Annotated in this window: 18 protein-coding genes; 10 read left to right on the top strand and 8 right to left on the bottom strand. The window is 44.2% G+C overall.

All coding sequences use genetic code 11. The features are described from left to right. Positions 1–76: 76 nt before the first annotated feature. The 6 genes from thiD (at position 77) to malZ (ending at position 8,196) form a co-directional block, all read left to right on the top strand. Positions 77–961 (top strand): bifunctional hydroxymethylpyrimidine kinase/phosphomethylpyrimidine kinase, encoded by an 885-nt coding sequence (thiD, locus tag FKN05_RS02225; protein WP_170886793.1) that lies wholly within the window; start codon positions 77–79, stop codon positions 959–961. 66 nt (positions 962–1,027) lie between these two features. Then, complete coding sequence (locus tag FKN05_RS02220) at positions 1,028–2,461, top strand: 6-phospho-beta-glucosidase (RefSeq protein WP_170886791.1); 1,434 nt, start codon at positions 1,028–1,030, stop codon at positions 2,459–2,461. Positions 2,462–2,660: 199 nt separating this feature from the next. Next, on the top strand, positions 2,661–3,662 hold the full coding sequence (locus tag FKN05_RS02215; protein WP_170886790.1) for a LacI family DNA-binding transcriptional regulator: 1,002 nt from the start codon (positions 2,661–2,663) through the stop codon (positions 3,660–3,662). Positions 3,663–3,833: 171 nt separating this feature from the next. Continuing rightward, the gene (locus tag FKN05_RS02210; protein ID WP_170886788.1) at positions 3,834–4,313 is read left to right on the top strand and encodes a hypothetical protein; all 480 of its coding nucleotides are present in this window, start codon (positions 3,834–3,836) and stop codon (positions 4,311–4,313) included. Between the two features lie 203 nt (positions 4,314–4,516). Next, entirely contained in the window at positions 4,517–6,349 is a 1,833-nt protein-coding gene (locus FKN05_RS02205) for an alpha-amylase family protein (RefSeq protein ID WP_170886786.1), read from the top strand. Between the two features lie 14 nt (positions 6,350–6,363). After that, the gene (gene malZ / locus FKN05_RS02200; protein ID WP_170886784.1) at positions 6,364–8,196 is read left to right on the top strand and encodes a maltodextrin glucosidase; all 1,833 of its coding nucleotides are present in this window, start codon (positions 6,364–6,366) and stop codon (positions 8,194–8,196) included. 47 nt (positions 8,197–8,243) lie between these two features. Here malZ and FKN05_RS02195 read toward each other — a convergent pair whose 3' ends face one another. Then, positions 8,244–9,785 (bottom strand): BCCT family transporter, encoded by a 1,542-nt coding sequence (locus tag FKN05_RS02195; protein ID WP_170886783.1) that lies wholly within the window; start codon positions 9,783–9,785, stop codon positions 8,244–8,246. After that, positions 9,772–10,671 carry a homocysteine S-methyltransferase family protein gene (locus FKN05_RS02190; protein ID WP_170886781.1) on the bottom strand — a complete coding sequence of 300 codons (900 nt, stop codon included), beginning with the start codon at positions 10,669–10,671 and terminating at the stop codon, positions 9,772–9,774. Before FKN05_RS02190 ends, FKN05_RS02195 begins: the two co-directional genes overlap by 14 nt. Positions 10,672–10,992: 321 nt before the next feature. Here FKN05_RS02190 and FKN05_RS02185 point away from each other — a divergent pair, with 321 nt between their 5' ends. Then, the gene (locus tag FKN05_RS02185) at positions 10,993–12,159 is read left to right on the top strand and encodes a DUF3103 domain-containing protein (protein ID WP_170886778.1); all 1,167 of its coding nucleotides are present in this window, start codon (positions 10,993–10,995) and stop codon (positions 12,157–12,159) included. 60 nt (positions 12,160–12,219) lie between these two features. Here the strand turns inward: FKN05_RS02185 and FKN05_RS02180 are convergent, their stop codons facing one another. From FKN05_RS02180 to FKN05_RS02170, 3 genes are all read right to left on the bottom strand, one after another. Next, positions 12,220–13,155, bottom strand: a complete 936-nt coding sequence (locus FKN05_RS02180) for an exopolyphosphatase (RefSeq protein ID WP_099612624.1) — start codon at positions 13,153–13,155, stop codon at positions 12,220–12,222. Between the two features lie 361 nt (positions 13,156–13,516). After that, entirely contained in the window at positions 13,517–13,675 is a 159-nt protein-coding gene (locus tag FKN05_RS02175) for an NADPH-dependent FMN reductase family protein (protein WP_249339260.1), read from the bottom strand. A 1-nt stretch (position 13,676) separates the two neighbouring features. Continuing rightward, complete coding sequence (locus FKN05_RS02170; protein WP_170886776.1) at positions 13,677–14,582, bottom strand: EamA family transporter; 906 nt, start codon at positions 14,580–14,582, stop codon at positions 13,677–13,679. Between the two features lie 147 nt (positions 14,583–14,729). Between FKN05_RS02170 and FKN05_RS02165 the strand changes: the two genes are divergently transcribed. The 3 genes from FKN05_RS02165 to FKN05_RS02155 all read left to right on the top strand — a co-directional run bounded on the left by FKN05_RS02165 (position 14,730) and on the right by FKN05_RS02155 (position 17,850). Continuing rightward, entirely contained in the window at positions 14,730–15,209 is a 480-nt protein-coding gene (locus FKN05_RS02165; protein WP_099612671.1) for a MarR family winged helix-turn-helix transcriptional regulator, read from the top strand. A 326-nt stretch (positions 15,210–15,535) separates the two neighbouring features. After that, positions 15,536–17,056, top strand: a complete 1,521-nt coding sequence (locus FKN05_RS02160; RefSeq protein WP_170886774.1) for a YjjI family glycine radical enzyme — start codon at positions 15,536–15,538, stop codon at positions 17,054–17,056. Further along, positions 17,056–17,850: a 4Fe-4S cluster-binding domain-containing protein gene (locus tag FKN05_RS02155; protein ID WP_170886772.1), complete on the top strand. Its 795-nt coding sequence runs from the start codon at positions 17,056–17,058 to the stop codon at positions 17,848–17,850. Before FKN05_RS02160 ends, FKN05_RS02155 begins: the two co-directional genes overlap by 1 nt. A gap of 227 nt (positions 17,851–18,077) precedes the next feature. Here FKN05_RS02155 and FKN05_RS02150 read toward each other — a convergent pair whose 3' ends face one another. The 3 genes from FKN05_RS02150 to FKN05_RS02140 form a co-directional block, all read right to left on the bottom strand. After that, positions 18,078–19,814, bottom strand: a complete 1,737-nt coding sequence (locus FKN05_RS02150; protein WP_161433683.1) for a methyl-accepting chemotaxis protein — start codon at positions 19,812–19,814, stop codon at positions 18,078–18,080. Positions 19,815–20,044: 230 nt separating this feature from the next. Further along, positions 20,045–20,530 (bottom strand): hypothetical protein, encoded by a 486-nt coding sequence (locus tag FKN05_RS02145; protein WP_099612627.1) that lies wholly within the window; start codon positions 20,528–20,530, stop codon positions 20,045–20,047. Between the two features lie 95 nt (positions 20,531–20,625). Beyond that, on the bottom strand, positions 20,626–23,415 hold the full coding sequence (locus tag FKN05_RS02140) for a M16 family metallopeptidase (protein WP_099612628.1): 2,790 nt from the start codon (positions 23,413–23,415) through the stop codon (positions 20,626–20,628). Positions 23,416–23,534: the final 119 nt, after the last annotated feature.

Genomic DNA, 23,534 nt, shown 5'->3' with positions numbered 1-23,534 from the left:
GTGTATACGATGATTTAGCTTCGACCATATTGGTCGTCATTGGCCAGTTCCTATACGTCATCTATAGGAGCCTTTCATGACCAATACCTTATCTGCTCTTTCACCCATCCCAATCGTATTAACCATTGCTGGCTCAGATAGCGGCGGCGGCGCCGGGATCCAAGCCGATATCAAGGCTATTTCCGCCACTGGTAGCTATGCTTGTAGCGCCATTACCGCCATCACCTCACAAAATACCCTTGGAGTAACGGCAATTTTGCCGATTGCCATTGAGCACATTGCCAGTCAACTGGATGCGATTTTTAGTGACTTTACCGTGGCCGCGGTAAAAATTGGTATGCTAGCTGATAGCCAGATTATCCATATCGTGGCTGAAAAACTCCGTCACTATCAACCAAAGATTATCGTGTTAGATCCGGTAATGGTCGCCACCAGCGGTGATGCGTTACTTGCCGATCAAGCTGTCAACGACTTAAAGCAGCAGTTATTACCATTAGCCACGGTTATTACCCCCAACTTACCTGAAGCTGCGGTATTAACTGGCTGTCCGATGCCAAAACACGACCAGCAACTTGATGAGATCATCACCGCATTACAAGCTTTGCCAAGCCAAGCGGTGCTACTTAAAGGTGGTCACTTTACTGCATCAGTAAATAGTCACGATTGGCTGATCTGCGCCTCGCGGGTGATGCGTTTTTCAGGGCGAAGAATCCACACCAACAATACTCATGGTACAGGTTGTACCCTTTCTGCGGCGCTCGCGTCTTACCTCGCGCAAGGCCTAAGCCTTGAGCAAGCGGTAACGCGAGCAAAGCATTATATCTCGCAAGCCATCTTACATGCTGACCAGTTACAGGTAGGTAAAGGCCATGGGCCAGTAAATCATTTCTATGCGCTTCACAACAAAAATGGCATCAATAATAAAAATTTGGAACCGGTTACAGAAACCGGTTTCAAATGAGTAAAAAACGATCTAGACTAGTCACAGATTAAGCCTATTTCTGATAAGTTGATTAAGGGGTAACCTATGACACAGTACAGTTTTCCGAAAGATTTTCTCTGGGGCGGCGCAGTGGCGGCTCACCAAGTTGAAGGTGGCTGGAACAAAGACGGTAAAGGCGTGAGTGTGGTTGATGTGCTGACTAAAGGGGCGCATGAAGTACCGCGAGTGATCACCGATAGCGTAGAATCCGATCAGTTTTATCCTAACCATGAAGCGATTGATTTCTATGGGCATTATAAAGAAGATATCGCGCTATTTGCCGAGATGGGCTTTAAATGCTTTCGCACATCGATTGCTTGGACGCGGATTTTTCCGAACGGCGATGAAGCCACACCTAACGAAGCTGGGCTGCAATTTTATGATGATTTGTTTGATGAGCTATTGAAATACGGCATTGAACCGGTCATCACCCTTTCGCATTTCGAAATGCCGAATCACTTAGTGAAACACTATGGCAGTTGGGCGAATCGCCAAGTGATCGACTTTTTCGTTAAATTTAGCCAGACTGTGATGGAGCGCTATCAGCACAAAGTCAAATACTGGATCACTTTTAATGAAATTAACAATCAGCGTAACTGGAAACTGCCGATTTGGGGATATTGTAACTCAGGCATGATCTACACCGATTACCCAAATCCTGAACAGATGATGTACCAAGTGCTGCACCATCAATTTGTTGCCAGTGCGCAAGTGGTCAAATTAGGCCATCAGATAAACCCTGATTTTAAAATCGGTAGCATGATCCACATCATGCCGCTCTACCCAGCTACTTGTCGTCCAGAAGACGTGTTACTCGCACAAGAGCTGATGCGCGAAAAGTATCTATTTAGTGACGTTCAAGTCCGTGGCTACTACCCAAGTTATTTGATTAAAGAATGGCAACGTAAAAATATCCAAATCGACATCGCCGCTGAGGATGAGCAAATTTTACGTGAAGGCTGCGCTGATTACCTCGCGATCAGCTACTACATGACCAATATTGTCTCAACCCAGAAAGAGCAAGGACAAACCACCTCCTTGTTTGAAAATAGCCGTCTCAATCCATATCTACCCGCGTCGGATTGGGGCTGGCAAATCGATCCCGACGGTTTACGTGTTGCCTTATCTGAACTGTATGAGCGTTACCAAAAGCCAATTTTTATTGTCGAAAATGGTCTTGGCGCGCTTGATGAAGTGCAAGCGGATGGTTCAATTAATGATGATTATCGAATTAACTATCTCAGCGAGCACATCAAAGCGGTGGCGACCGCCATTAACTACGATGGTGTTGAGGTGATGGGCTATACCCCTTGGGGCTGTATTGATTGCGTGTCTTTTACCACCGGTGAATACAAAAAACGTTATGGTTTCATCTATGTCGATAAGCACGATGATGGCACTGGGACCATGGCGCGCTCGAAGAAGAAAAGCTTTTACTGGTACCAGCAAGTGATTGCCAGTAACGGACAAAATATTTAATTCCATCGATACCCAAACCACTCGCCGTTGCCGCTAGGCGGCAAGTGAGTAAGTCCCCATGAACATAGATAGACTATGTGATTGGGGCGAACGAACGTAGTCAACACCCCTACAGCTTCAAGTCGGAAGGGTATACACTCACCAGCCCTTTGCACGCTCAAATGACAAAGGGCTGGATCAGTTAGGAGTAATTGCCGTCATGGCCACCATTAATGATGTATGCAAAGCCGCCGGAGTGTCTAAAGCAACCGTATCACGAGTGCTGAACGGCAATGGTCAAGTAAAAGAATCCACCCGCCAAGCGGTTCTTGCCACCATGCAACAACTCGGTTATCAACCCAATACCTTAGCGCAAGCGCTGGCCACCAATACCTCTCATGCAATTGGTTTAAGTTTGCCACATTTTCAAAGCAGCTATTTTGGTAGCATTCTGCATCATGCCGAACAAGGGGCCCACCAAGCGGGCAAAAAATTGCTGGTGGTCAATGGTAAAAATAGTGCCCAAGGTGAGCGAGAAGCGCTGCAAACATTGGCGAATCAACGCTGTGACACGATTATGATCTATAGCCGTCATTTAACGGAAAGCGAGCTAAGTCAGTGGCAACAAACGCATGCCATACCGCTCGTGGTGTTAAATCGACGCTTTTCTACGGCTGCCATCGCAAGCTTTGGCTTAGATCAAACTCAATTAGCTACCCTTGCTATGCAGCACTTATTAACCCTTGGCCATCGAGCGATTGCTTGTCTTACTTCACCGCTCAACAGTGAAACTGGTCAGCTCCGCTTCGCCGCTTATCAGCAGCAACTCGCGCAATCTAATATTGAACCTAACCCTGATTTGATCGTCGCAGGCGATAATCGCCTTAACTCTGGCTACCATGCTACCCAGCAGCTACTCACTCGTGGCGTCAACTTTAGTGCGATTTTTGCCTGTAATGATGATATGGCGATTGGGGCCATTCGCGCTTTACATGAACACGGCCTGCACGTACCACGGGACATTGCCGTTGTGGGTATTGATAATGAACCTGCAGCGGCCTACGGCATTCCAAGTTTATCAACCGTGGCGCTGCCGATTGTCGAGTTAACTCAAGCGGCCACACAATGCGCGGTGATACTTGCTAATAAGCAGCCAGTGACCTCATTGCATCATACCTATCTTGGCCAGTTAATTGTGCGTGAGTCATCACTACCCGCTTAATTTTCAGCGTAAAACGATCACATTGCGCCGATTAAATGATATAACCGGGACTCCCTTTTGCACTATTGTTGATAAAACGCAAAGCAACACCTTGCTGCACAGTCAATGATGGTCTTTTCATACTTAACTACCCTCCTAATAGTTAAGTTTTCTCTAAAGTAAGGAATATATATGTCTGATATCGCAACCAGTATTGATGCCATTCAACCTATGGTTGAATCTTCTTCTGGCTCTATCTGGGGTTATGTGGTCGGTGGGCTAGTTCTTGTCGTGGCCGCTGGTTATTTTGGTTTCAAAAAGATTAACCAACCTGCCTTTGTGATCAAACAAATTCGCAAGCGCAACCGCAAAGCAATGCAAAAACAAGGGATAGAAAGCACCGAAGCGTTAGCCGATTTGGATCATTTGTTGGATGCCGTTCAGCAACACGCTATCGATAATGGCATGAGTGGTACGGCGATGGTTCAGCTGCTAGCACCCCTCAATGATAAAGCCAAAATCAACTCTGCGGCCGGTTTTTATCAGTCCATGGCTTATATTGCCAAAAGCATTAATCAGCCGCAGCTAGTGAAAAGCCTACAAAATAAATCTAAACAAGTGAAATCCAGCTCGCCACTGATGGCCGGACTACTGAAACGCGCTGGGGTTTAATTCTCGATTTCTGTGGCTTGCTATAATCACCAGCAGGCCATAGCAACAACCATTCCGTTCATTCGTATAGCTTAACCTCGCTCACATTTTTCCACTCTCCCTTCGATCTACGCCCTAAATTGCTGAGTAAGGGATGAGTTGCATTATCTAACCATTGTCTACCCTTAAGCAGTTTCTTATTGATAGCAGTTAGGTTTTAGACGATGCATCCAGAATATTCCTCTTCAAAAATAAACGTTTATCAAGTCTTTACTCGTCTATTTGGTAATACGCAAACCGCCAACATCCCTTGGGGCACAAAAGCGCAAAACGGAGTGGGTAAGTTTAGTGATTTTACGCTTAAAGCCTTGCAAGAAATTGCTCAATTAGGGGCAACGCATATTTGGTATACCGGTATTCATCATCATGCTTTAGTGGCTAACTACCGCCAGTTTGGCATCAGTGATGATCATCCAAGCGTAGTCAAAGGACGCGCGGGTTCGCCTTACGCAGTGAAAGATTATTACTCAGTCAATCCCGATTTGGCCGATAACCCCGCGCAACGTAACCAAGAGTTTTTGGCCTTAATTCAACGCTCACATCAGGCTGGCTTAAAAGTTATTATTGATATTGTTCCGAACCATGTGGCGCGACACTATCAAGGATTAAACAATCCTCCCGGTGTTGAAGACTTCGGACAAAGTGATAATACTCAACTTGAGTATGCCAGAGACAATAATTTTTATTACCTACCCAATCAGGCGTTTCAAATGCCCGATCTGCCCGATCACTTAGCACCATTAGGAGGTGAAAGTCATCCGCTCCTGGCTGAGCCTTATCAAGAGTTTCCAGCCAAATGGACCGGCAATGGCTCGCGGCAGGCCAAACCGGATGTGGACGATTGGTATGAAACGGTAAAGATTAATTACGGCGTTACTCCTAGTGGAGAGAAAGACTTCGCCGAACTCCCCGAATCCTATCGCTGGCTTTCTCATCAAGCGCATTTTACTTTTTGGCAGCAGCAGTCCGTGCCGAACTCGTGGCTTAAGTTTCGTGATATTGCCCTCTACTGGCTAGCGCAAGGCGTGGATGGCTTTCGTTATGACATGGCGGAGATGGTACCGATTGAGTTTTGGAGTTTTATGAACTCAGCGATCAAGCACGTTAACCCTAATGCCTTTTTAATGGCTGAAGTCTATCAGCCCGACCTTTACCGTGATTATATTCAGTTAGGCAAAATGGATTATTTGTACGATAAAGTCGATTTGTACGATGGGTTAAAAGCCATCATGCAGGGCAAAGCTTCAACCGCGATCATTGGCAGCATTGAGTATCAAATGCGTGATATTGAACATCATATGTTGCATTTTTTAGAAAATCACGATGAACAACGCATTGCCTCGGCTGACTTTGCCGGTGATGCTGAACAAGGGCGACCAGCGATGCTGATCTCTACCTGTTTATCCAGTGCGCCGACCTTGATTTATTTTGGTCAAGAGGTGGGAGAGCCAGGGGCGGAACAGGCTGGATTTGGTCAGCCGTCACGCACCTCTATTTTTGACTATATTGGCGTACCTGAGCATCAAAAATGGCTTAATCATGGTCGATTTGATGGTGGGCAGTTAAGTGATAAGCAGCGTCAGCTACGTCAATTTTACTGCCAGCTACTCAACTTAGCTAAAAACAGTCCAGCGCTGATGGGCGATTATCACGATTTATACGCCGAGAATTGGCCACATTTTGCACAGCAACAAGATACGCTGTTTGCCTTTGCCCGCTCTTGTCCTGAGCAAAAATTAATTATAGCGGCTAACTTTAGTGCCACGGAAAGTAAAACCGTGCCACTGCATTTACCCCAAGAGCTGATTAAACATTGGCAATTGAGCGAGGGAAAATATGCCTTAATCGATCATCTCAATCAGCAACCACTCACACTGGTGGTAACGGAGCAGCGCAGTTATGTCGAGATAAATTTTCAGCCGCTTTCCACGCATTTTATTGAAATTTACCCAGACCGCTCGACATTGTCAGCGACCAGCCAAGGTATTGCAGGATGACCAAGGAGTATAATATGCACGCCCCGTTTCTTTTTCACGGTCAAACCGAATCATGGGTTACTTACCACGATAATGGATTAAGTTTAACACTAGCAATAGAAGCCTCGTTTCCATGTAGTAAGGTTTTCGTTCGCCATGAACCTGATAACGAAGAAATGTTAGTCGCAATGGAAAAAACGGCGACCACCGAGCGACTCAGCTATTGGCAAGCGACCATTCCACTCAACCAAGATAGAGCGATCACACATTACGTATTTAAAGTTCTAACCACACATAACCAGTGGTGGTTAGATGCCAAATCAGTGTCTACCCGGATTCCCAGCCGGGAATGCCATTTTAAATACAATACACAGCATCAGCCTCCACGGTGGGTCAGCCAACAGATTTTTTATCAAATATTTCCGGATCGCTTTGCCAATGGCAAACCCGAGATCAGCGTAAAAAGCGGTGAATATTCCGTGAGTGATGGAAAATCGGTTATCGCTAAAACGTGGGGAGAGCCTGTTGATAGCCACCAAGGTAATGGCGGCTGTGAATTTTATGGCGGCGACCTATATGGGGTAGAAGAAAAGCTTGATTACTTACAAAACCTTGGCGTTACCGCGCTGTACCTAAACCCTATCTTCCATGCGCCTAGTAACCATAAATATGATTGCATGGATTACTATACCATCGACCCACATTTGGGCAGTAATGAACATTTTGCACAGTTATGCCAAAACTTACACCAACGAGAGATGAGAATCATCCTTGATGCGGTATTTAATCACACCTCAACCGAACACCCTTGGTTTAATTTACAAGGTTGGCACCCACAATGCGGAGCATATCAATCCAGCCATTCTCCTTATCGCCATTATTATTTTTTTAATGGTGATGGCCAAGACTATATTGGCTGGAAGGGCATCGCTAACCTACCAGTACTTAATTTTCAACATCCTGAAGTCAGAGCGGCGATTTATCAATCTGACGATGCTGTGATTAAACATTGGCTCAAAGCACCTTATCACATTGATGGCTGGCGCTTTGATGTTATTCATATGCTGGGTGAAGGTGAAGGCGCGAAAAATAATACTCATTACGTGCAAGCGTTTCGAGAAGCCGCGAAAGACATTAATCCGGATTGCTATGTATTGGGTGAACATTTTTTTGAAGCGACCCAATGGCTACAAGGCGATCAAGAAGATGGCGCGATGAATTATTATGGTTTTGCGCATCCTTTACGAGCTTTGCTCACTCATTTAGATATTGCTTTTCACCCTATCGATATCCAAGTAGCGCAGTTTCTCGATTGGCTAGCAGAAGCGAGAGCCAAAATCCCGTGGGCCAATCAATTAGCACAGCTCAATCAATTAGATAGCCATGATACCGCACGATTTATCGAGCTGATCGATGGTGATCAGGCCTTGTTTAAAATCGCCAGCATTCTACTTTTCACCTATGTGGGTACGCCTTGCCTTTACTATGGGACGGAGGTTGGATTAAGAGGCAGTCATGATCCCGACAACCGTCGTTGTATGCCTTGGCAGCAAGTGACAACATCACCTTATTTTGCTTTCTTTCAACAACTGATTGCGCTACGAAAACAATATGTCGCTTTGCAAATAGGGGATTTTCAACTGCTGTATCAAGATGAGAGCAGCTTTGTCTTTGCGCGCTGCTATGCGGAGCAAAGAGTTCTGGTTGCGATTAATCTTAGTCATACCCGTGACGTATGTTTGCCCCTCTGGCAGTTAGGGTTAACCAGTGGAGAGTTTAGCAATGCGCTAAGCGCACAAGATTATAAGTATCAACATGGAGAAATGCTCATCACACTTGAGGCCAAAAGCGCTATGATTTTAAGCTAGCCAGTACCAAGCAAGCCGGTTATTAATTCCGGCTTGCTTGGGTTCAGTTACTCCGCTTGACTAAGCACAATCTGGCGCTCAGTCACCGTTTCAGCTTCACTGTGACTGGGTAAAATGCCTAACGTATGTAAAAAACCTTTCAACATAATGGCATAGATAAACATCATCGGCAGACCGGCAACCACACACAGTGATTTGATGGTCTCAATGCCACCACCCGCTAAAAATACACTGAGACTGATCAAACCAATGGCAGCCGCCCAGAGTAGCTTCACTCGATTGTCAGGATCGCCATTCAGTTCAAGTTGATTGGTGGTCAGCATCGCCGTGGCGACACTGGCGCTCGACATGGTGGTCAACATTAAGAAAAACTGGATGATTAAAAACAACCCTAGAATCCAACCACCGCCGGGTAAAGTTTTGATCAAAGCGACCACCGCATAAGTTAATCCGCCTTCCGCCATCCAATCTTGCACAGGTAAACCGCCCAGCATTTGCGCCCATACCGCATAACCACCGAAGATAGAGATGAAAAATGCGCAGCCTAAAGCGCCCATCGAAAGGGTATAAAGGATCACCTCTTGAATGGTACGGCCACGTGAAATGCGGGTAATAAAGAGCCCCATCATGATCAAATACGCGTAATACCAAAACCAGTAGTATTGCGTCCAACCTTCAGCAAAGCCACTTTGCTGAACCGGATCGGTCCACAAAGACATTCTAAAAAAGCTATCTAGCATCACGCCTAATGAATCAGTAAAATTATTGACGATAAAAGCAGGCTGAGTGACCAGCAGGACAAACAGCGCAAACACAATCGCCAAGGTCACTGTCCAGTTTGAAATTTGATTAATGCCTTGATTAAAGCCCACTAACATCACCGCGACTAATGAGCTGACAAACAACGCAATAATGATCCCTTGTAGACCAAGGCTATTATTGATCGCCAATAAATCGGCAACCCCAGTACTCACCAGCGTCACGGTTAACGCCAATGAGCTAGCAAAAGCGGCCAGCGTGCCAAAAATCGACAACAGATCAATACTTTTGCTGACCAGCGGATGATTGCCGACTACGGATGAACATAAACTCGACACTTTTAAAGTGCGCCTTTTCTGTACATAAAAAGCATAGGCAAAAGGAATCGCGGGGAAACAGTAAATGGCCCAGCCAGTGATCCCCCAATGGAAAATCGAATAGGTCACAGCCCAAGCTGCGGCTGGGTAACTATTCGCCTCGGCAAATAACGGCGGCGATTGGAGGTAATACATCGGCTCACCAATCGCCCAGTAAATTAAGGATGCGCCAACACCAGCGGTGAATATCATCCCACCATAAGAAAAATTGCTGTATTCGGTTTTTTCATCACCCAGACGGATTTGGCCATGTTTGGAAAAGGCGAGCCAAAGTAAAAAGCCGACTAACGCCAAACTGGCTAGTTGCACCAACCAGCCAAACCAGTGACTGACCCACGCCATCGCTTGTCCGGCCATGGCTTGTGAGTTGGCAGGATAAAGGGCTGAAACGGTCAGTAATACCAATACCAAAATAATCGCCGGGAAAGCCAAGCCATAGTTAAGATTTTTCAAGCGCCTGCCTCCAATCCTGTAAAGCACGAATATGGGTTGGGGTAATACCGCAGCAGCCACCAATCACGGTTGCACCTAGTTCATACCACTGCTTGGCAAACTCAAGGTAATCTTGCGCGCTGAACTCACGCATCGCCTGAACGGTTTGATTAGCCGCATGTTGCGCTTTAATCGGCGCAAAGCTATTAGCATACACCCCGATCTCGATACCGGTTTTGTCTCCATTCAACACATTTTTCGCTTGCGAAATAGCATCCGCCATCACTTCAGGTACTGAGCAGTTAAATAACATCCCTGCCCCTCCTGCCGCATAGACTTGCTTGGCGGCATCCGATACCGACTCTCCAGAACGCAGCTGCGCCACATCGCTATCGTCTTTTAAAGTAAACGCGTAATAACAAGGCTTACTTGATTGCCCTAAGACCTGTTGAATCATGCTCAACTCTTCTAAGCTGGCAATGGTCTCGGCAATCCAAATATCCACATAAGGATCTTGCGCTGCATACAGGGTTTGGGTGATTTCTTGCGCTGGCTGCGCCTGAAACAGATCCGGGCGATAGCTACCCATTGCTGGCGGAATCGAGCCCGCTACCTGTACAGCATGTGACGCTTGCTGTGCAACCTCAACGGCAATTTGCGCCGCTAAACGGGCTAATCTTGCACCATCACTGCGATACAGAGCTTCGCCTAAATGAAAAGGCACACAGGCATAACTATTGACGGTAATAATATCGGCACCAGCATCAATAAAACTTTGATGCGCTAAACGGACATGCTCTGGGGACTCAATCAGCGCTTGGGCGCTCCATAAAGGCTGAGAAAACGGCGCGCCAATACGTTTTAATTCGCGGCCCATACCGCCATCAAGAAGGGTAAATGTGCTCATATTCTTGTATCCATACTGCTTTATTGGTTCAAGCATTGAAGCATACTGTGAGCAAGATCATAGTGAATAAGCTTCACATACAACATGAAAATTTTTCAGGTTAGCAGCAAGGATATTTTTCATCATCCACAGACCCTAGGTAATTCAGGTGAATAAAGCGAGCCAGCACCAACGTCGCTTTAAATTAGAAGAATATAGAGTAAAAGGTCTAATGTTTGATCTCCGTTCAGCATTTCCTTTATCAATATGATTGACGGTATTAATCGTTATGTTAAATTCATCTTGTAACCTCGTTTTATTCGCTGCCCTAAAGGCCCTCTTATGATAAAAAAAATAATTCTAATTGCCGGACTCACCCTCGCTTTATTAGGTTGTCAATCCGAAGATGATAATACTGCACGCGCTGATACAATCAGTAATGAAAAACGTGATATTGCCTACTACTTGAGTCAAAACTACCATTTATATTCAGGCTCGTTACAGAACACACTTAATAACGATCAGCTAAGTGTTTCCCTTGCAAATTTAGTCAGTGATGATCAAAATCCAACGTTAACATCACGAGTAAAACAAGCCGACAAAACCATCCGAACACTGCAAGGTATTGAAGCGTTTACTGACGATCTCTTAGAGCTTCGTTTAGCTGATGGCACTATGCTCAAAGATTTACAACAAGGCCAACTGCCATTATTTGCTTTTGAACCTAAAGGCAATGAACAAACCTGGGACTTTATCGAAGCATTTGATATTTATGGTAATATCCATTATTTAGATGTCTACCAAATGCCCAATGTTCCTGTCTTTGTTGTCGATAATAATAGCGCCAAGTCGCTACAGGCCGGCTTACAAGCCATGCGTCAAGAGCTACAAAAATTGGGGCAACAACCGATCACTCAATCTGACGATCTCGTCGCTAGATCGCAAGCGCGTGATCTCAGTGAGTCGAATAAATCGGCTAGCCAACCACTATCAACCACGGTACTGAAAAAAATTCGCTTAGAGGATGACAAAGAGCCCTGGATTTCAGGCAAAGCTGAAATTTATGCGCTTGTCACAGGGGTTGATCCAAGTCGTGATAAGCCGACTATTGATGTGATAGATATGCCTTATCTAAGTTATGACAAAGTTGACTATTCTCCTAACCAAGTGATGATCCATTGGTCTCGTTATCGTTGGGGGGCTGTCGATATCGTCCTGATGGAACAAGATAGTGGTACGAATTATCAAGAACTCGCTAAGCTGTTGGTTGAAGCGGCTGAAAAAGTGCTTCAATCGTTCCCCGATCTTGAAGCGCAAGGCTATTCGGTGATTGCCAATATTACAGGTAAAATTATTGATGCCATTCCCAGTGGATTATTGACTAATGATGATGATTTTGTTGATGTTTACTATACTATTCAACAAGATAAGCATTATATTGACCACCCTGGCGCAACCAATAATGCACTGGTAACCTTCGAACCGTTAACGATTAATCCAACGCATTAAACCACGCCCACTCAAACGAGCAGGCTAGTTCACCGCCTGTTCGTTTGTTATGTATGATCTCTAACCATCTAAATTAATTTGTTTGATTAATTCCTCTTGCACACGCTCTGCGTCAGATAATGAAATTTGACACGTTCCAGCCGCGTGATGACCACCACCACCGTACTTAAGCATTAATGCGCCAACATTGGTTTTAGAGCTGCGATCAAAAATCGATTTACCCGTAGCAAAAACAATATTCTGCTGTTGAAAACCCCACATTTTATGAATCGAGATATTACAGTGGGGAAATAACGCATAGATCATAAATCGATTACCCGCGTAAATCACCTCTTCACTGGTTAAATCGAGCAACACAAGATTACGATACACTTTTCCACAACGCTGAATTTGTTCTTTAAATTTAACTTCATGCTTGCGATAAAGATCAACCCGCTCTTGAACATCAGGCAGTGCCAAAATTTGCTCAATACTTTGCGTTCGACAATTCTCAATCAAATTCATCATTAAGTTATAGTTAGAGACTCGAAATTCTTTGAAGCGACCAAGTCCAGTGCGTGCATCCATCAAAAAATTTAATAAATTCCAACCTTGAGAATCGAGGACTTCATCACGAGTAAACTGAGCTGAATCGCCTTTATCAACCGCCGCCATCATCTCTACCCATCGCTCGGGAAATACCGATTGACCACCATAATGATCCCATACCACACGCGCAGCAGAGGGCGCATTCGGGTCAATAACATGATTAGGCCGAGCCCCTTGATTACGAATGGTTTCTGATAAATGATGGTCAAACACCATATGCGCTTCTTTAACATAAGGTAAATTGGTCACAATATCGTGCTCGGTAATCTCGATCAGTCCATCTTGCATATCTTTCGGGTGTACAAACTTAATCTCATCAATCAAATCAAGCTGCTTAAGTAATACCGCACACACTAAACCATCAAAATCACTTCTGGTAACTAAACGGAATTTTTGTTGTTGTGGCATGGTTAAATCCTTTTCCAATGTTTGTCATTCAACAGCTAAAAATAAACCTATACCCAAACAACTTGAAGTTGCAGGTAGGCGGTAAGTAAGTCCTCATGAGCATAGGCAGATTATGCAATTGAGGTGAACCAACGTAGCCAACTCCGCTACAAATTCAAATCGGAAAGGTATTGAAATAAATACGTTACCTTTTAAGGGTAGTCGAGCTTAATAAGGCTCACAAACGCTTAAAACATTAAACCCAAAATAGAGTGGAAACCCACATCAGCAATATTTCGCAATAGATACGTTTTGCCCAAATTGACCATGTCACGGTGCACAGACGAAAGCGCGGTCTCGTAGGCATTCAGTAATCACTATTCTACCTGACACCTTCATTGCAAAAAGGTAAATCCCACGCGCCTAAATCCAGTATTTCAATCTGATTAAAATGTGGTTCTGCAAGGCCTTTTAAGTAGTTCACCACATTCAAACTTTGTGAATATACGCTTTGACTGCCAGAGATAAGAGTCCGTTTCATATCAATTCCTTTTTAAACTGAAAGCCAGTGCTGTTGAATAAGTGGTTGAGGTGGAACGCGGGATAGCCAGCACGATGGAGATAAAAATCGCCCCTGCTCCGAAAATTTGCGTCCAAGTGAGTGCTTGATCGAGAATGACATAACCCAGTAAGCAAGCTGAGACACTGCTCAAAAAGCCAAGAAAGGACACCGTGACCGTTGGCAGTTGCTCAATACCACGGAACCAGAGAAAGTAAGCCAACATAGCGCCAACCACACTCAGGTATCCGTAACCCAGGTAGTTAAGCACAGTAACTTGCTCTGGTACGCCTTCAATCCACAGGGTCGTGGGCAGCAAAAACACGCCACCAAATAGTAATTGCCAGCCGGTAAATCCAAGTGTCGACATGCCTTGAGGACGGCCCCATTTTTTAGTCAGAACGACGCCAGAGGCCATACTGAATGTTCCTAAACCGGCGATCAATAAACCTTGTATGCTCAAAGATGCGGTTTGATTAAGCACTAATAGTCCAATCCCAATGATACCAACACCCCCAGCAACCCACTGCAAAGGGGTGATCCGTGTGCTCAGTAGAATCCAACTCATCATCATCACCAACATAGGTTGGAATGACATCACCAATGCTGCCATTCCTCCTGGTAATTCAGTCGCTGCAAAAAATAAGCAGTAAAAGAAGAAACCAATATTAAAAAAGCCCAATACAGGTAAACGCCACCACCAATGTCCAGTTGGTAAAGTTCGAGCAAACAGTACTAGCAATATCCCAGCAGGCAGAGCTCGTACTAAAGCAGCCATGAGTGGCGAATTTGGCGGTAGTACTTCGGTGGTTACGATATAGGTGCTGCCCCATACGATAGGTGCGATGGCAGTAAGCAGCATCGTCTTGATTCCTGACGTTGTATTCATTTTTCACCCTATTTAGTAGCGTTAACTTCCATAAAAGTATCTCTCAAGAAAGATACTTTCTAGAAAATAATAGAGAAATGGTTTTTAATCAAGTATCTTTTCAAAAAGATACATTCAGAGGGAGAGATCATGTCATCAGATAACACCATGCCAAATGACAAAGTGGATGCCATTCTTGCACAGTGGCACAATGTCAGACCGGAGCTAGATTGCTCGGCGATGGGTATTGTTGGCCGATTAAGCCGCACCCATGGACTTTGGAAACCTCAATTAGATCAAGTCTTCCAACGCTTTGATTTAAGCTCAGTTGAGTTTGATATTCTGGCGACCATCCGTCGTAGCAATACCGCCATCACGCCTACTGAGTTGTACCAAACCTTGATGCTCTCTTCCGGTGCGATCAGTACACGCATTGAACAACTGGTGCAACGCGGATTAGTGCAGCGTATTGCCAGCGATCAAGACAGACGCAGTTGTAAGGTAATTTTGACCGAACAAGGACAAAGGTTGATCGACCAAGCCTTGAATGCCCATGTCGACAATATGAATCGCATGTTGGAAGTGCTCACTAACCAAGAACAAATACAGCTAGAGCAGCTCTTAAAAAGAATTCTGCTGGCAGAATAAAAGCAACCACTTCGAGGAGAGCCGTTTTAAAAGACAAGCGCTTCTGGACGAAAAAGCGCTCGACGCGGATTGTGCAACAAACTTGAAAATAACGCTGGGGAATCTGTTTTCAACAAACATGTGCAAAAACTCTTGCTCCATGGCGTAAACCGTAGCCAAAGTGATAGTAACCAGCAGCACAGTTACAGCTTCAAGTAGGAAGGAAATACGTGCGTAAGCTCATACTTCTTTATTAACCAGCAGCTCAACACCTTGATTCGGCTTTGTTCGCGCTAAGACCATTGTTAGTATGAGGTTATTGATGTACCAATGACTTGGATAATGTAATGAAAGATGATCTTCTCGCGATTGTGACCAATGCAGCATTAAATCCCAAACAAAAAACCCTTGCTTTAGCGGCTCAAGCAGACGCCAGTTTACCTTATGTCTCTCGTAGTCCAAAATTAATTGAGGCGATGGAACAAGGCATTATTTGTGATATGTTTGAAGGACATGCGCCGTTTAAACCTCGCTATGTATTACCCGACTATCAACGCTTCCTCACGCAAGGATCATCGTATTTAGAGCTAACACCGGCAGAAGATTTTGACGATGCATTAATGAAATTGATGGTTTTATATCATCATGTTCCATCGGTGACGAATATGCCGGTATTTTTAGGCTACCTTGACCAACTGCTGCTACCTTATTGCCATGATGTGACCGATGAACATCTTTACCGTTCATTAAAGCGGTTTTGGATTCAATTAGATAGAACGCTTCCCGATGCATTTATGCATGCCAATATTGGGCCAGAAGATAACCGTGTTTGCCGCATGGTGTTAAAAATCGATGCTGAATTACAGCAAGTTGCCCCTAACTTAACACTCATGTACGACCCCGAACGCACGCCAAACAGCCTACTTCGTCAAGCAACGGATAATATTATTCATTGCAGTAAGCCTCATATCGCCAACTGGCCCTTACATCAAGCCATCTTTGCTGAGCAAAATACCCAGCCTAGTTTCGGTATTGTCAGTTGTTATAATGCGTTACCCGTTCGTGGCGGCGCAAATACCTTAGTACGTCTAAACCTTAAAGCTGTAGCTGAACAAGCGCAGACCATAGAGACAATGTTAAATCAGACCTTGCCTTATTATTGTGACTTGATGTACGAACTGATAGAGCAACGTTGCCGATTTTTACATCAACAATCAAATTTCTTTCAAAGCTTTTTAGTGACTGAAGGGTTAATCGAAGAACAGCGATTTGCGCCAATGTTTGGTATTTATGGCATGGCCGAAGCAGTTAATCATTTATTAGCCGATCAAGCTGAATACGGACGCGATCCAGCAGCGAATCAATTGGCATTAACCATTACTCAAGCCTTAAGTGATATCGTTACCCAGACACCCGTAACCTACGGCTTGGCGAATCGCGCTTTACTGCATTCACAAGGTGGTTTATCGATTGATACACAAACCACTCCAGGGATCCGAATTCGCTACGGTCAAGAGCCCGATCCCGTTAGCCATTTACTCGCATTAGCGCCGCAGCATGCTTACTACCACTCTGGGGTGAGTGATATTTTAACCCTCGACGAAACCATTAAAGCCAATCCTCAAGCGTTAACCGATCTCTGCCTAGGTGCTTTTGCCCATGGAATGCGAGAATTTACCGCCAATACCCAAGGTAACGATTTAGTCAGAATTACCGGCTATATGGTAAAAAAATCCGACTTAGAGGCCTATTATCAACAAGGTTCGCGTACCAATACAACGGCACTGGGCGCTGAAGCCTGCACCGAAACCAAAGTGACTCAACGAGTACCAAGAGTAGTAAGTCATGAATTTATTGCAGGTGAATAATGCCAACGACTGTCAATCACAACCAGGAGCAGGCTATTTATCAACCATCAATAACCGGGCAAATTGCCCGCTTATTGCCTTATTCTGTGGTCGATGGGCCCGGCAACCGATTGGTATTTTTTCTACAAGGCTGTAATTATCGCTGCCCCGCTTGTCATAACCCACAAACGATTGATCGCTATAGTGAAGATTCACAAGCGCTGACCGTCTCGGCTGCAATTGAGCAGATAAAGCAACGGCGACAGTTTATTTCCGGCATTACTCTCAGTGGTGGTGAAGCGAGTTTGCAAATCGAATTTGTTTGCGCATTGTTTAAAGCGGTGAAAACCACCCGTGAACTCTCGTCATTAACTTGTTTACTCGATAGCAATGGCAGTCTTGCCCGCAAACACTGGCAAAGTGTGTTGCCTTGGATGGATGGAGCCATGATCGATTTAAAAGCATGGCACGAAGCGTGTCACTTTCAATTAACTGGCCATAGTAATTTAGCCGTTAAGCGGTCATTACACTTTCTGGCTGAACATGGCAAGTTAAGCGAAGTGCGTTTATTACTCATTCCCGATAAAACAGACTATGACCAATATAGCGACGCATTAGCGCAATATTTAAATCAGTTACAACAATTACAATCCGCTAAAGGAGCGCCTTTTCAACTACGAATTAATGCATTTACCAATCACGGTGTCTCAGGAGTCGCTAAGTCGTGGTCAGCGGCCACTACAGAGCAAGTGAACCACTTAATGGCCAAGCTCAAACACCAAAATAACTGGGAGATGGAAGGCGGTGGCCAGTGAGTGACCTATTGACCTAGCACAGATTGAAACCGCTGCCAGCTAGCACTGGAAAAGAGCTAAGAATAGCTCTCATCATCCCCATGAGCACAGACAGATGATGTGATTAGAGTATTAGGCTAAACGAACGTAGAGGACATTGCAGCATCTCTCAGTAAGAAGGACATCTAGTTATAAAATGACCCTCTCATGAGGGTCAAAATCGTTGATATAAAATACAGATCAAACCATTAGGTACGAATATGCTTAATCGCAGCATTCAAATCATCAACATTGTTCTGCAAATCCCTCACGACTGGAGCGAGTTGATTAATGGCAATATTCATATCCGATGAGAGTGATTTAATATTACTTAAATTGCTGGATATTTCATCACTAACGGCTAATTGTTCTTCGGTTGCCGAAGCTATGGATGTATTGAGTTTATGGATTTCAATCGCTGAGTTTTGTATAGTACTTAATCCTTCATTCGCGGTTGACATATTGCTACGTGTTGATTGCATTTTATCAGCACTGGAACGAATCGTTTTAGTCGACTGCTCTGCTTTTTCTTGCAGAGTAGAAATCATGGTTTCAATTTCACCGGTGGACTGCTGTGTACGTTGAGCGAGTGAACGAACCTCATCGGCGACAACCGCAAACCCTCGCCCTTGTTCACCGGCTCGAGCTGCCTCAATCGCTGCATTCAACGCTAATAAATTGGTTTGCTCTGCAATCGCCTTAATCACATCAAGGACATTACCGACATTATTCGATTCATTGGCTAATTGCTGGATCACTTCTGATGTTTTAGTAAATTCACTTTCTAAATCACCAAACTCATGGGTCGTTTTATCAAAAACCTGCTTACTGGTACTGGCTTCTTTTTCTGCACTGCCTGCGTATTGCTCGGCCATGGTGGTGCTTTCCGCCACCGTAGAAAGCGCAGAGGTCATTTCTTCCATGGCGGTCGCTGCCATTTCTAACTCTTGACTTTGTTGATTAGCAACCTTGGCGTTTTGCTGTGTAACATCACGAATCGTTTCTGAAATAGCAGAAATCGTATGATTAACTTGATTTATTTTAGTAATGGTTGATGAATAACTGGCCAATACTTTGTTGATGGTTGATCCGATAATTCCTAATTCATTCTTACTTTGATCATCTACCCGTAAAGTTAAATCAGAGTTTTTATCTACCTGTTGCAGCAACGTTGCCATGGTATCGATTGGCTTCACCACTTTACGATTAACAATAAAATAACCAATAATCGCTATCACGAACACACTGATGAGTGAAATATTGCCAATCAACACGGTATTTTTTACTTTCTTCGCTGCAATATTAAACTGCTGATTAGTACGATTCTCTAATTCAATGAAAAACTTATCAATTGGGGCCATAATTTTGGCTTTTTCTTGATGATATTGAACACTGTGTAGTAATTCGATAGCCATAGAGCGATCTGGTGCTCTCCTGACGGTATAATTACCGTTAGCATCAGCAAAACGTCCTTTCACTGCATTCATGGCTTTTACTTCCATATTCACCAAAGCATCTGAATTGGCTTGAGCTTCTCGCAATAATCGAAACTCTTGCTCAGTAAACCCTAAATCACTCATCATTTGATTTAGTGAGATAGCCTTGCCATCAGGCTTTGGTTTTTGGCCATGTTGTAAAACAAGATCCCAATAAATGGTGTGGTAATTTTCTGGGCGGGGTTTCTTTCCGTTACGAATATCTAAAATATCCATATACATTTTTTCGTATTTTTCATCACCGGTGACCACATAAGTTCGCCCTAAACGGGTTAAGTCATCCGAGCTTTGGCGAAGTTCATCAGCAGCTTGATAAGATTGATAACGCACTTGCGCCATATGATCGACTTGGTGCATCAAACCATTGAGTTGTAACACCGTTAAAACGCTAATAATGATTCCAGCCCCAATAACAGCAAATACAAGCTTCATGGTATTGTTTATCGTCATAACCCCATCCTCTGTTTTCCTCTCGCATGCCATTGAGGCTCGCAATAATCACTCACTATTTAGCATAGAACAAAGTGACCAAAAGAGAGCATTATCTGCATCAATTCACAACACAACGGATTATCCAGACGTTAGCATAAGGTATGGAAATATAGAGAGTTAGTTCAACAGCCCCGCCATTAAATTGCGGGACAGATGAGCCTGCCAAGTCAATAGTGACAATGTCACTATTAAGTGTCGGTATGACAACTGGATAATAAGGCTTGATACATCGAATGAAAGCCAAGCAACGACACTTTTATTTGCTCATGCTGTTGTTCATCGCCTATTAAATTAATGAGCAATTGTTTAGCATTAAACCAGTGAGTTAAGCTGTCTTGAGGTATAGTGGCCCAATGAGTCGTTCCTTTCACCCAAACATCCATCGAAATTGGCGCTTTATCATCTAACATGCCGCTCGCTTGATAACCGAGGTCTGCATAGGGTAGTGAGTTAAAAAATAGTAAATTCACCCCTTCTGTTGTGCAGCGCATGACAACCATGTCTGACAGCCGATCACTCTGACTATGGCTCACGCCCAAAATGACCACTTCCCCCCCCTCTTCAGTGTGAGATTGATAGTGCTCCCAATCTTGATAGGTGTGCGCCAGTTGTAATTCAGCCACCACTTTTAAGGGGATTAAAATCAATAGAATAGTAAAAAACCGTTGTTTCATATTGTCTGATTCCTTCGCACGACGCGCGCCATGATATGAATTGACGAAAAAGGTCTGCCAGACCCACAAACCATGGTTCTGGCATGACTCAATAATCATTCGTGTACTGGTAGTAAAATGGCTTCAAACCGCTCAGCATGAGCTAAAAATGGTTGCATGATCGCATCTACTTTTTCTTTAGAGACATGTTGATTCGCGCGTCGCTGTGCTTGAATCAAGGCCGGAGAGTCGGTAAGACGGTAGCTTTTTTCCAGCTCACTCAGTATGCCTAAATCTGAACGTAAATAGCGTGCGATTTGGTCCTCACGCTGTATTTGCTTGTTTTTAAGGACATCTGCATCACTCCCCTGTTCTGCTACCTGACGTAAAACGTCATGCGTCAGTGATAACAATTCATCAACTCGTTCCGGATCACAAGAAAATAGAATGCGCCCTTCTGCTTGCGGGCTGTCAGGATCTTGCCAAAACCAGCTGGTGACACCATAAACTCCCGAAGCTTCTTCACGCAATGTCAAACGTAATTGTTCTTGTACTAACTCACCGGCTAATTCCAAATAATAAGCATGATCTGGACGCCAAGAGGCTGCTTGAGCTAAATACAGTTCGACTTCTGCTCGAGGCTCTTTCGAATCAAACACTCGCAAACCTTCCTTTGGTGATTGCGCATAAACTGAATACGCTGAACGTTGCTGAGCATGGTACGGTAATGAGGCAAGATAATGGGCAGCTAAACGTTCAAGCTGGTCGGGTTGGATATCCCCGACTACAAAATACGTATAATCGGTCTTGTTGGCGAAATATTGCTGATAAATATCACTTAAACGCTGGCTCGTGAAGCGTGCAACTTGTTCACTCCTCTCACTATAGACGGTCGGGATATTGGGGTAGCGTAAAGCGGAAACGCGACGAATAAAACGATCCATTCCATCACTATGCTGGCTACGCTGCAACATATCAGTCTGGTACTCTTTTAAGACCTTTTCAGAAACAGGACTTGATGCCAATTTAATATGCAATAACTGAAACATTTTATCGACATTGTCGGTTTTTGCCCAACCTGAGAATCCTTGTTGATAATCATCAAGAATAGTTGACATGACAACCGGATTGCCTCGAAAAATGCTTTGTAATTCCGGTAAGGAAACCTCGCCAATTCCCGTTTCATCGACTAAGCTCACCGCAGTACGCAAAACGTGGTAGTCCTCACGAGGGACGGATCGTAATCCGCCTGAGGTTAAGGCTTTAAAATGTACCTGACCAGGGTTGCTATCACTATAACGATAAATCAGCTTACTTCCATTGCTTAGCCGATACTCTGTCAACTGATGTTCGGCCCAACGTTTTTCTCGTTTCACCGAGCCAGGATGAGGAGACACCACTGGCAAACTCGCTTGATGCTGTTCTCGCCGCCATTCACCCTGAGGTGTGGCCATATAAGTTTCCCAAAGCTCATGCCAAGAGCCTGTAGTCAATACGGGTTTAGAACGATTCACTGGCTGAGTGATTAAAACCAAGCGTGATTCCGGCTTAATCAACGCCTGAAAGGCTTGATTAACTTTATCTAAAGTCATGCTGCTTAGAAATCGATGATTAAGACGATATTTATCTTCTTCGCTCAAAAGTAATTGACCACTGGCAGCAGAAACCATTAAATCACCCACGAGATCAATGCTATACATAACCTTTTGCTGTGCGGCTGCATTAATTCGATTTAATCGAGCGATCTCGCCATCAAATTCATCGAGCGTAAATCCATGCTGTTGAACCTGAGCGAGAAAAGCCATTAATCCTTCTGTTGCTTGTTGGTAATGATCCTGCACAAGTTGTAGCGAAAAAACAGCTTGGTGGGTCTCTCGTCCAATATTACTGGCATAAAAACTGGCCGAACTGACCGCATGCGTCTCTTGTTGCTCCCAATCTTGCAATCGAATATTTAATAGCCGAGTGGCGATTTGAGTGGCAAGATCTTGTTCATAACGGGCTAACGTATGTTGCGGTAAATAATCAGAAAAGAAACTCAACTCAACACTTGGAGTGGTTATTCCTTCTTCAGAAACCACTGCACTTCGCCATCCATCAACCAAAGGAATGCTATAGTCAATCGTTTCTAAAGGAGTATTAGGTTTGGAAAGCGACGAGAATTGTTCATGAATTAATTGTTCAACTTGAGTAGGATCAATGTCTCCAACAACGACTACGGACATATTATCTGGCCGATACCAACGGTGATAAAAATCCGCAACACGTTGATTAGAAACTGTTTTAATGGTTTTAACATCACCAATAGGATCCCTTTGCGTATAGCGAGAACCCGCCATTTCTATGGCGCTTTTTTTATCACCTAACCTTAACATCGGCCCTAAGCGCGCTCGCCACTCTTCCAATACAATTCCACGTTCTGCATCCAGATCATCTTTAAACATCGTGACACGGCTTGCCCAATCAGCAACCACATTCATGGCTAATGTCAAAGACTCAACGTCATTTTTCGGCAGATTAAGCTTATACACGGTATTTTCAAAGTCGGTAAATGCATTGATATCAACGCCAAATTTCATCCCCGCCTTTTCTAGCTCGGCGATCACTTGATTACCCGGATAATGAGCCGTTCCGTTAAACGCCATATGCTCAACGATATGGGCAACGCCGCGCTGATCATCGTCTTCATTCATCGAACCAGCATTGACCACAAACCGAATATAAACACGAGACTCGGGTTGCGAATTTTTAGCGATATAGTAACGAAATCCATTCGCTAATGTTCCGACGGTTATATTAGGATTAAAACGTAATGACTCGAGCGGAGCCGTTGTCGATGTGTGAATCAATTGACAAGCCGCCAACCAGATCACACTAGATAAAATCACAATTTTTCTATAATTCATAAATAAGAAAATGCCTGAGTTTGAATAAACAATGCCAATAAAGACGAGCGAATCCGCAGACGTACGATACAAAAGATTTATCTGGTAAGATAAAAGACCCAGGGGTTAACAGACTTCAC

The organism is Vibrio sp. 1-1(7) (assembly GCF_013048485.1).
Lineage (GTDB): Bacteria > Pseudomonadota > Gammaproteobacteria > Enterobacterales > Vibrionaceae > Vibrio > Vibrio fujianensis.
Note: the sequence above shows the minus strand (reverse complement) of the source record. Positions and strands in the feature narration are given on the sequence as shown.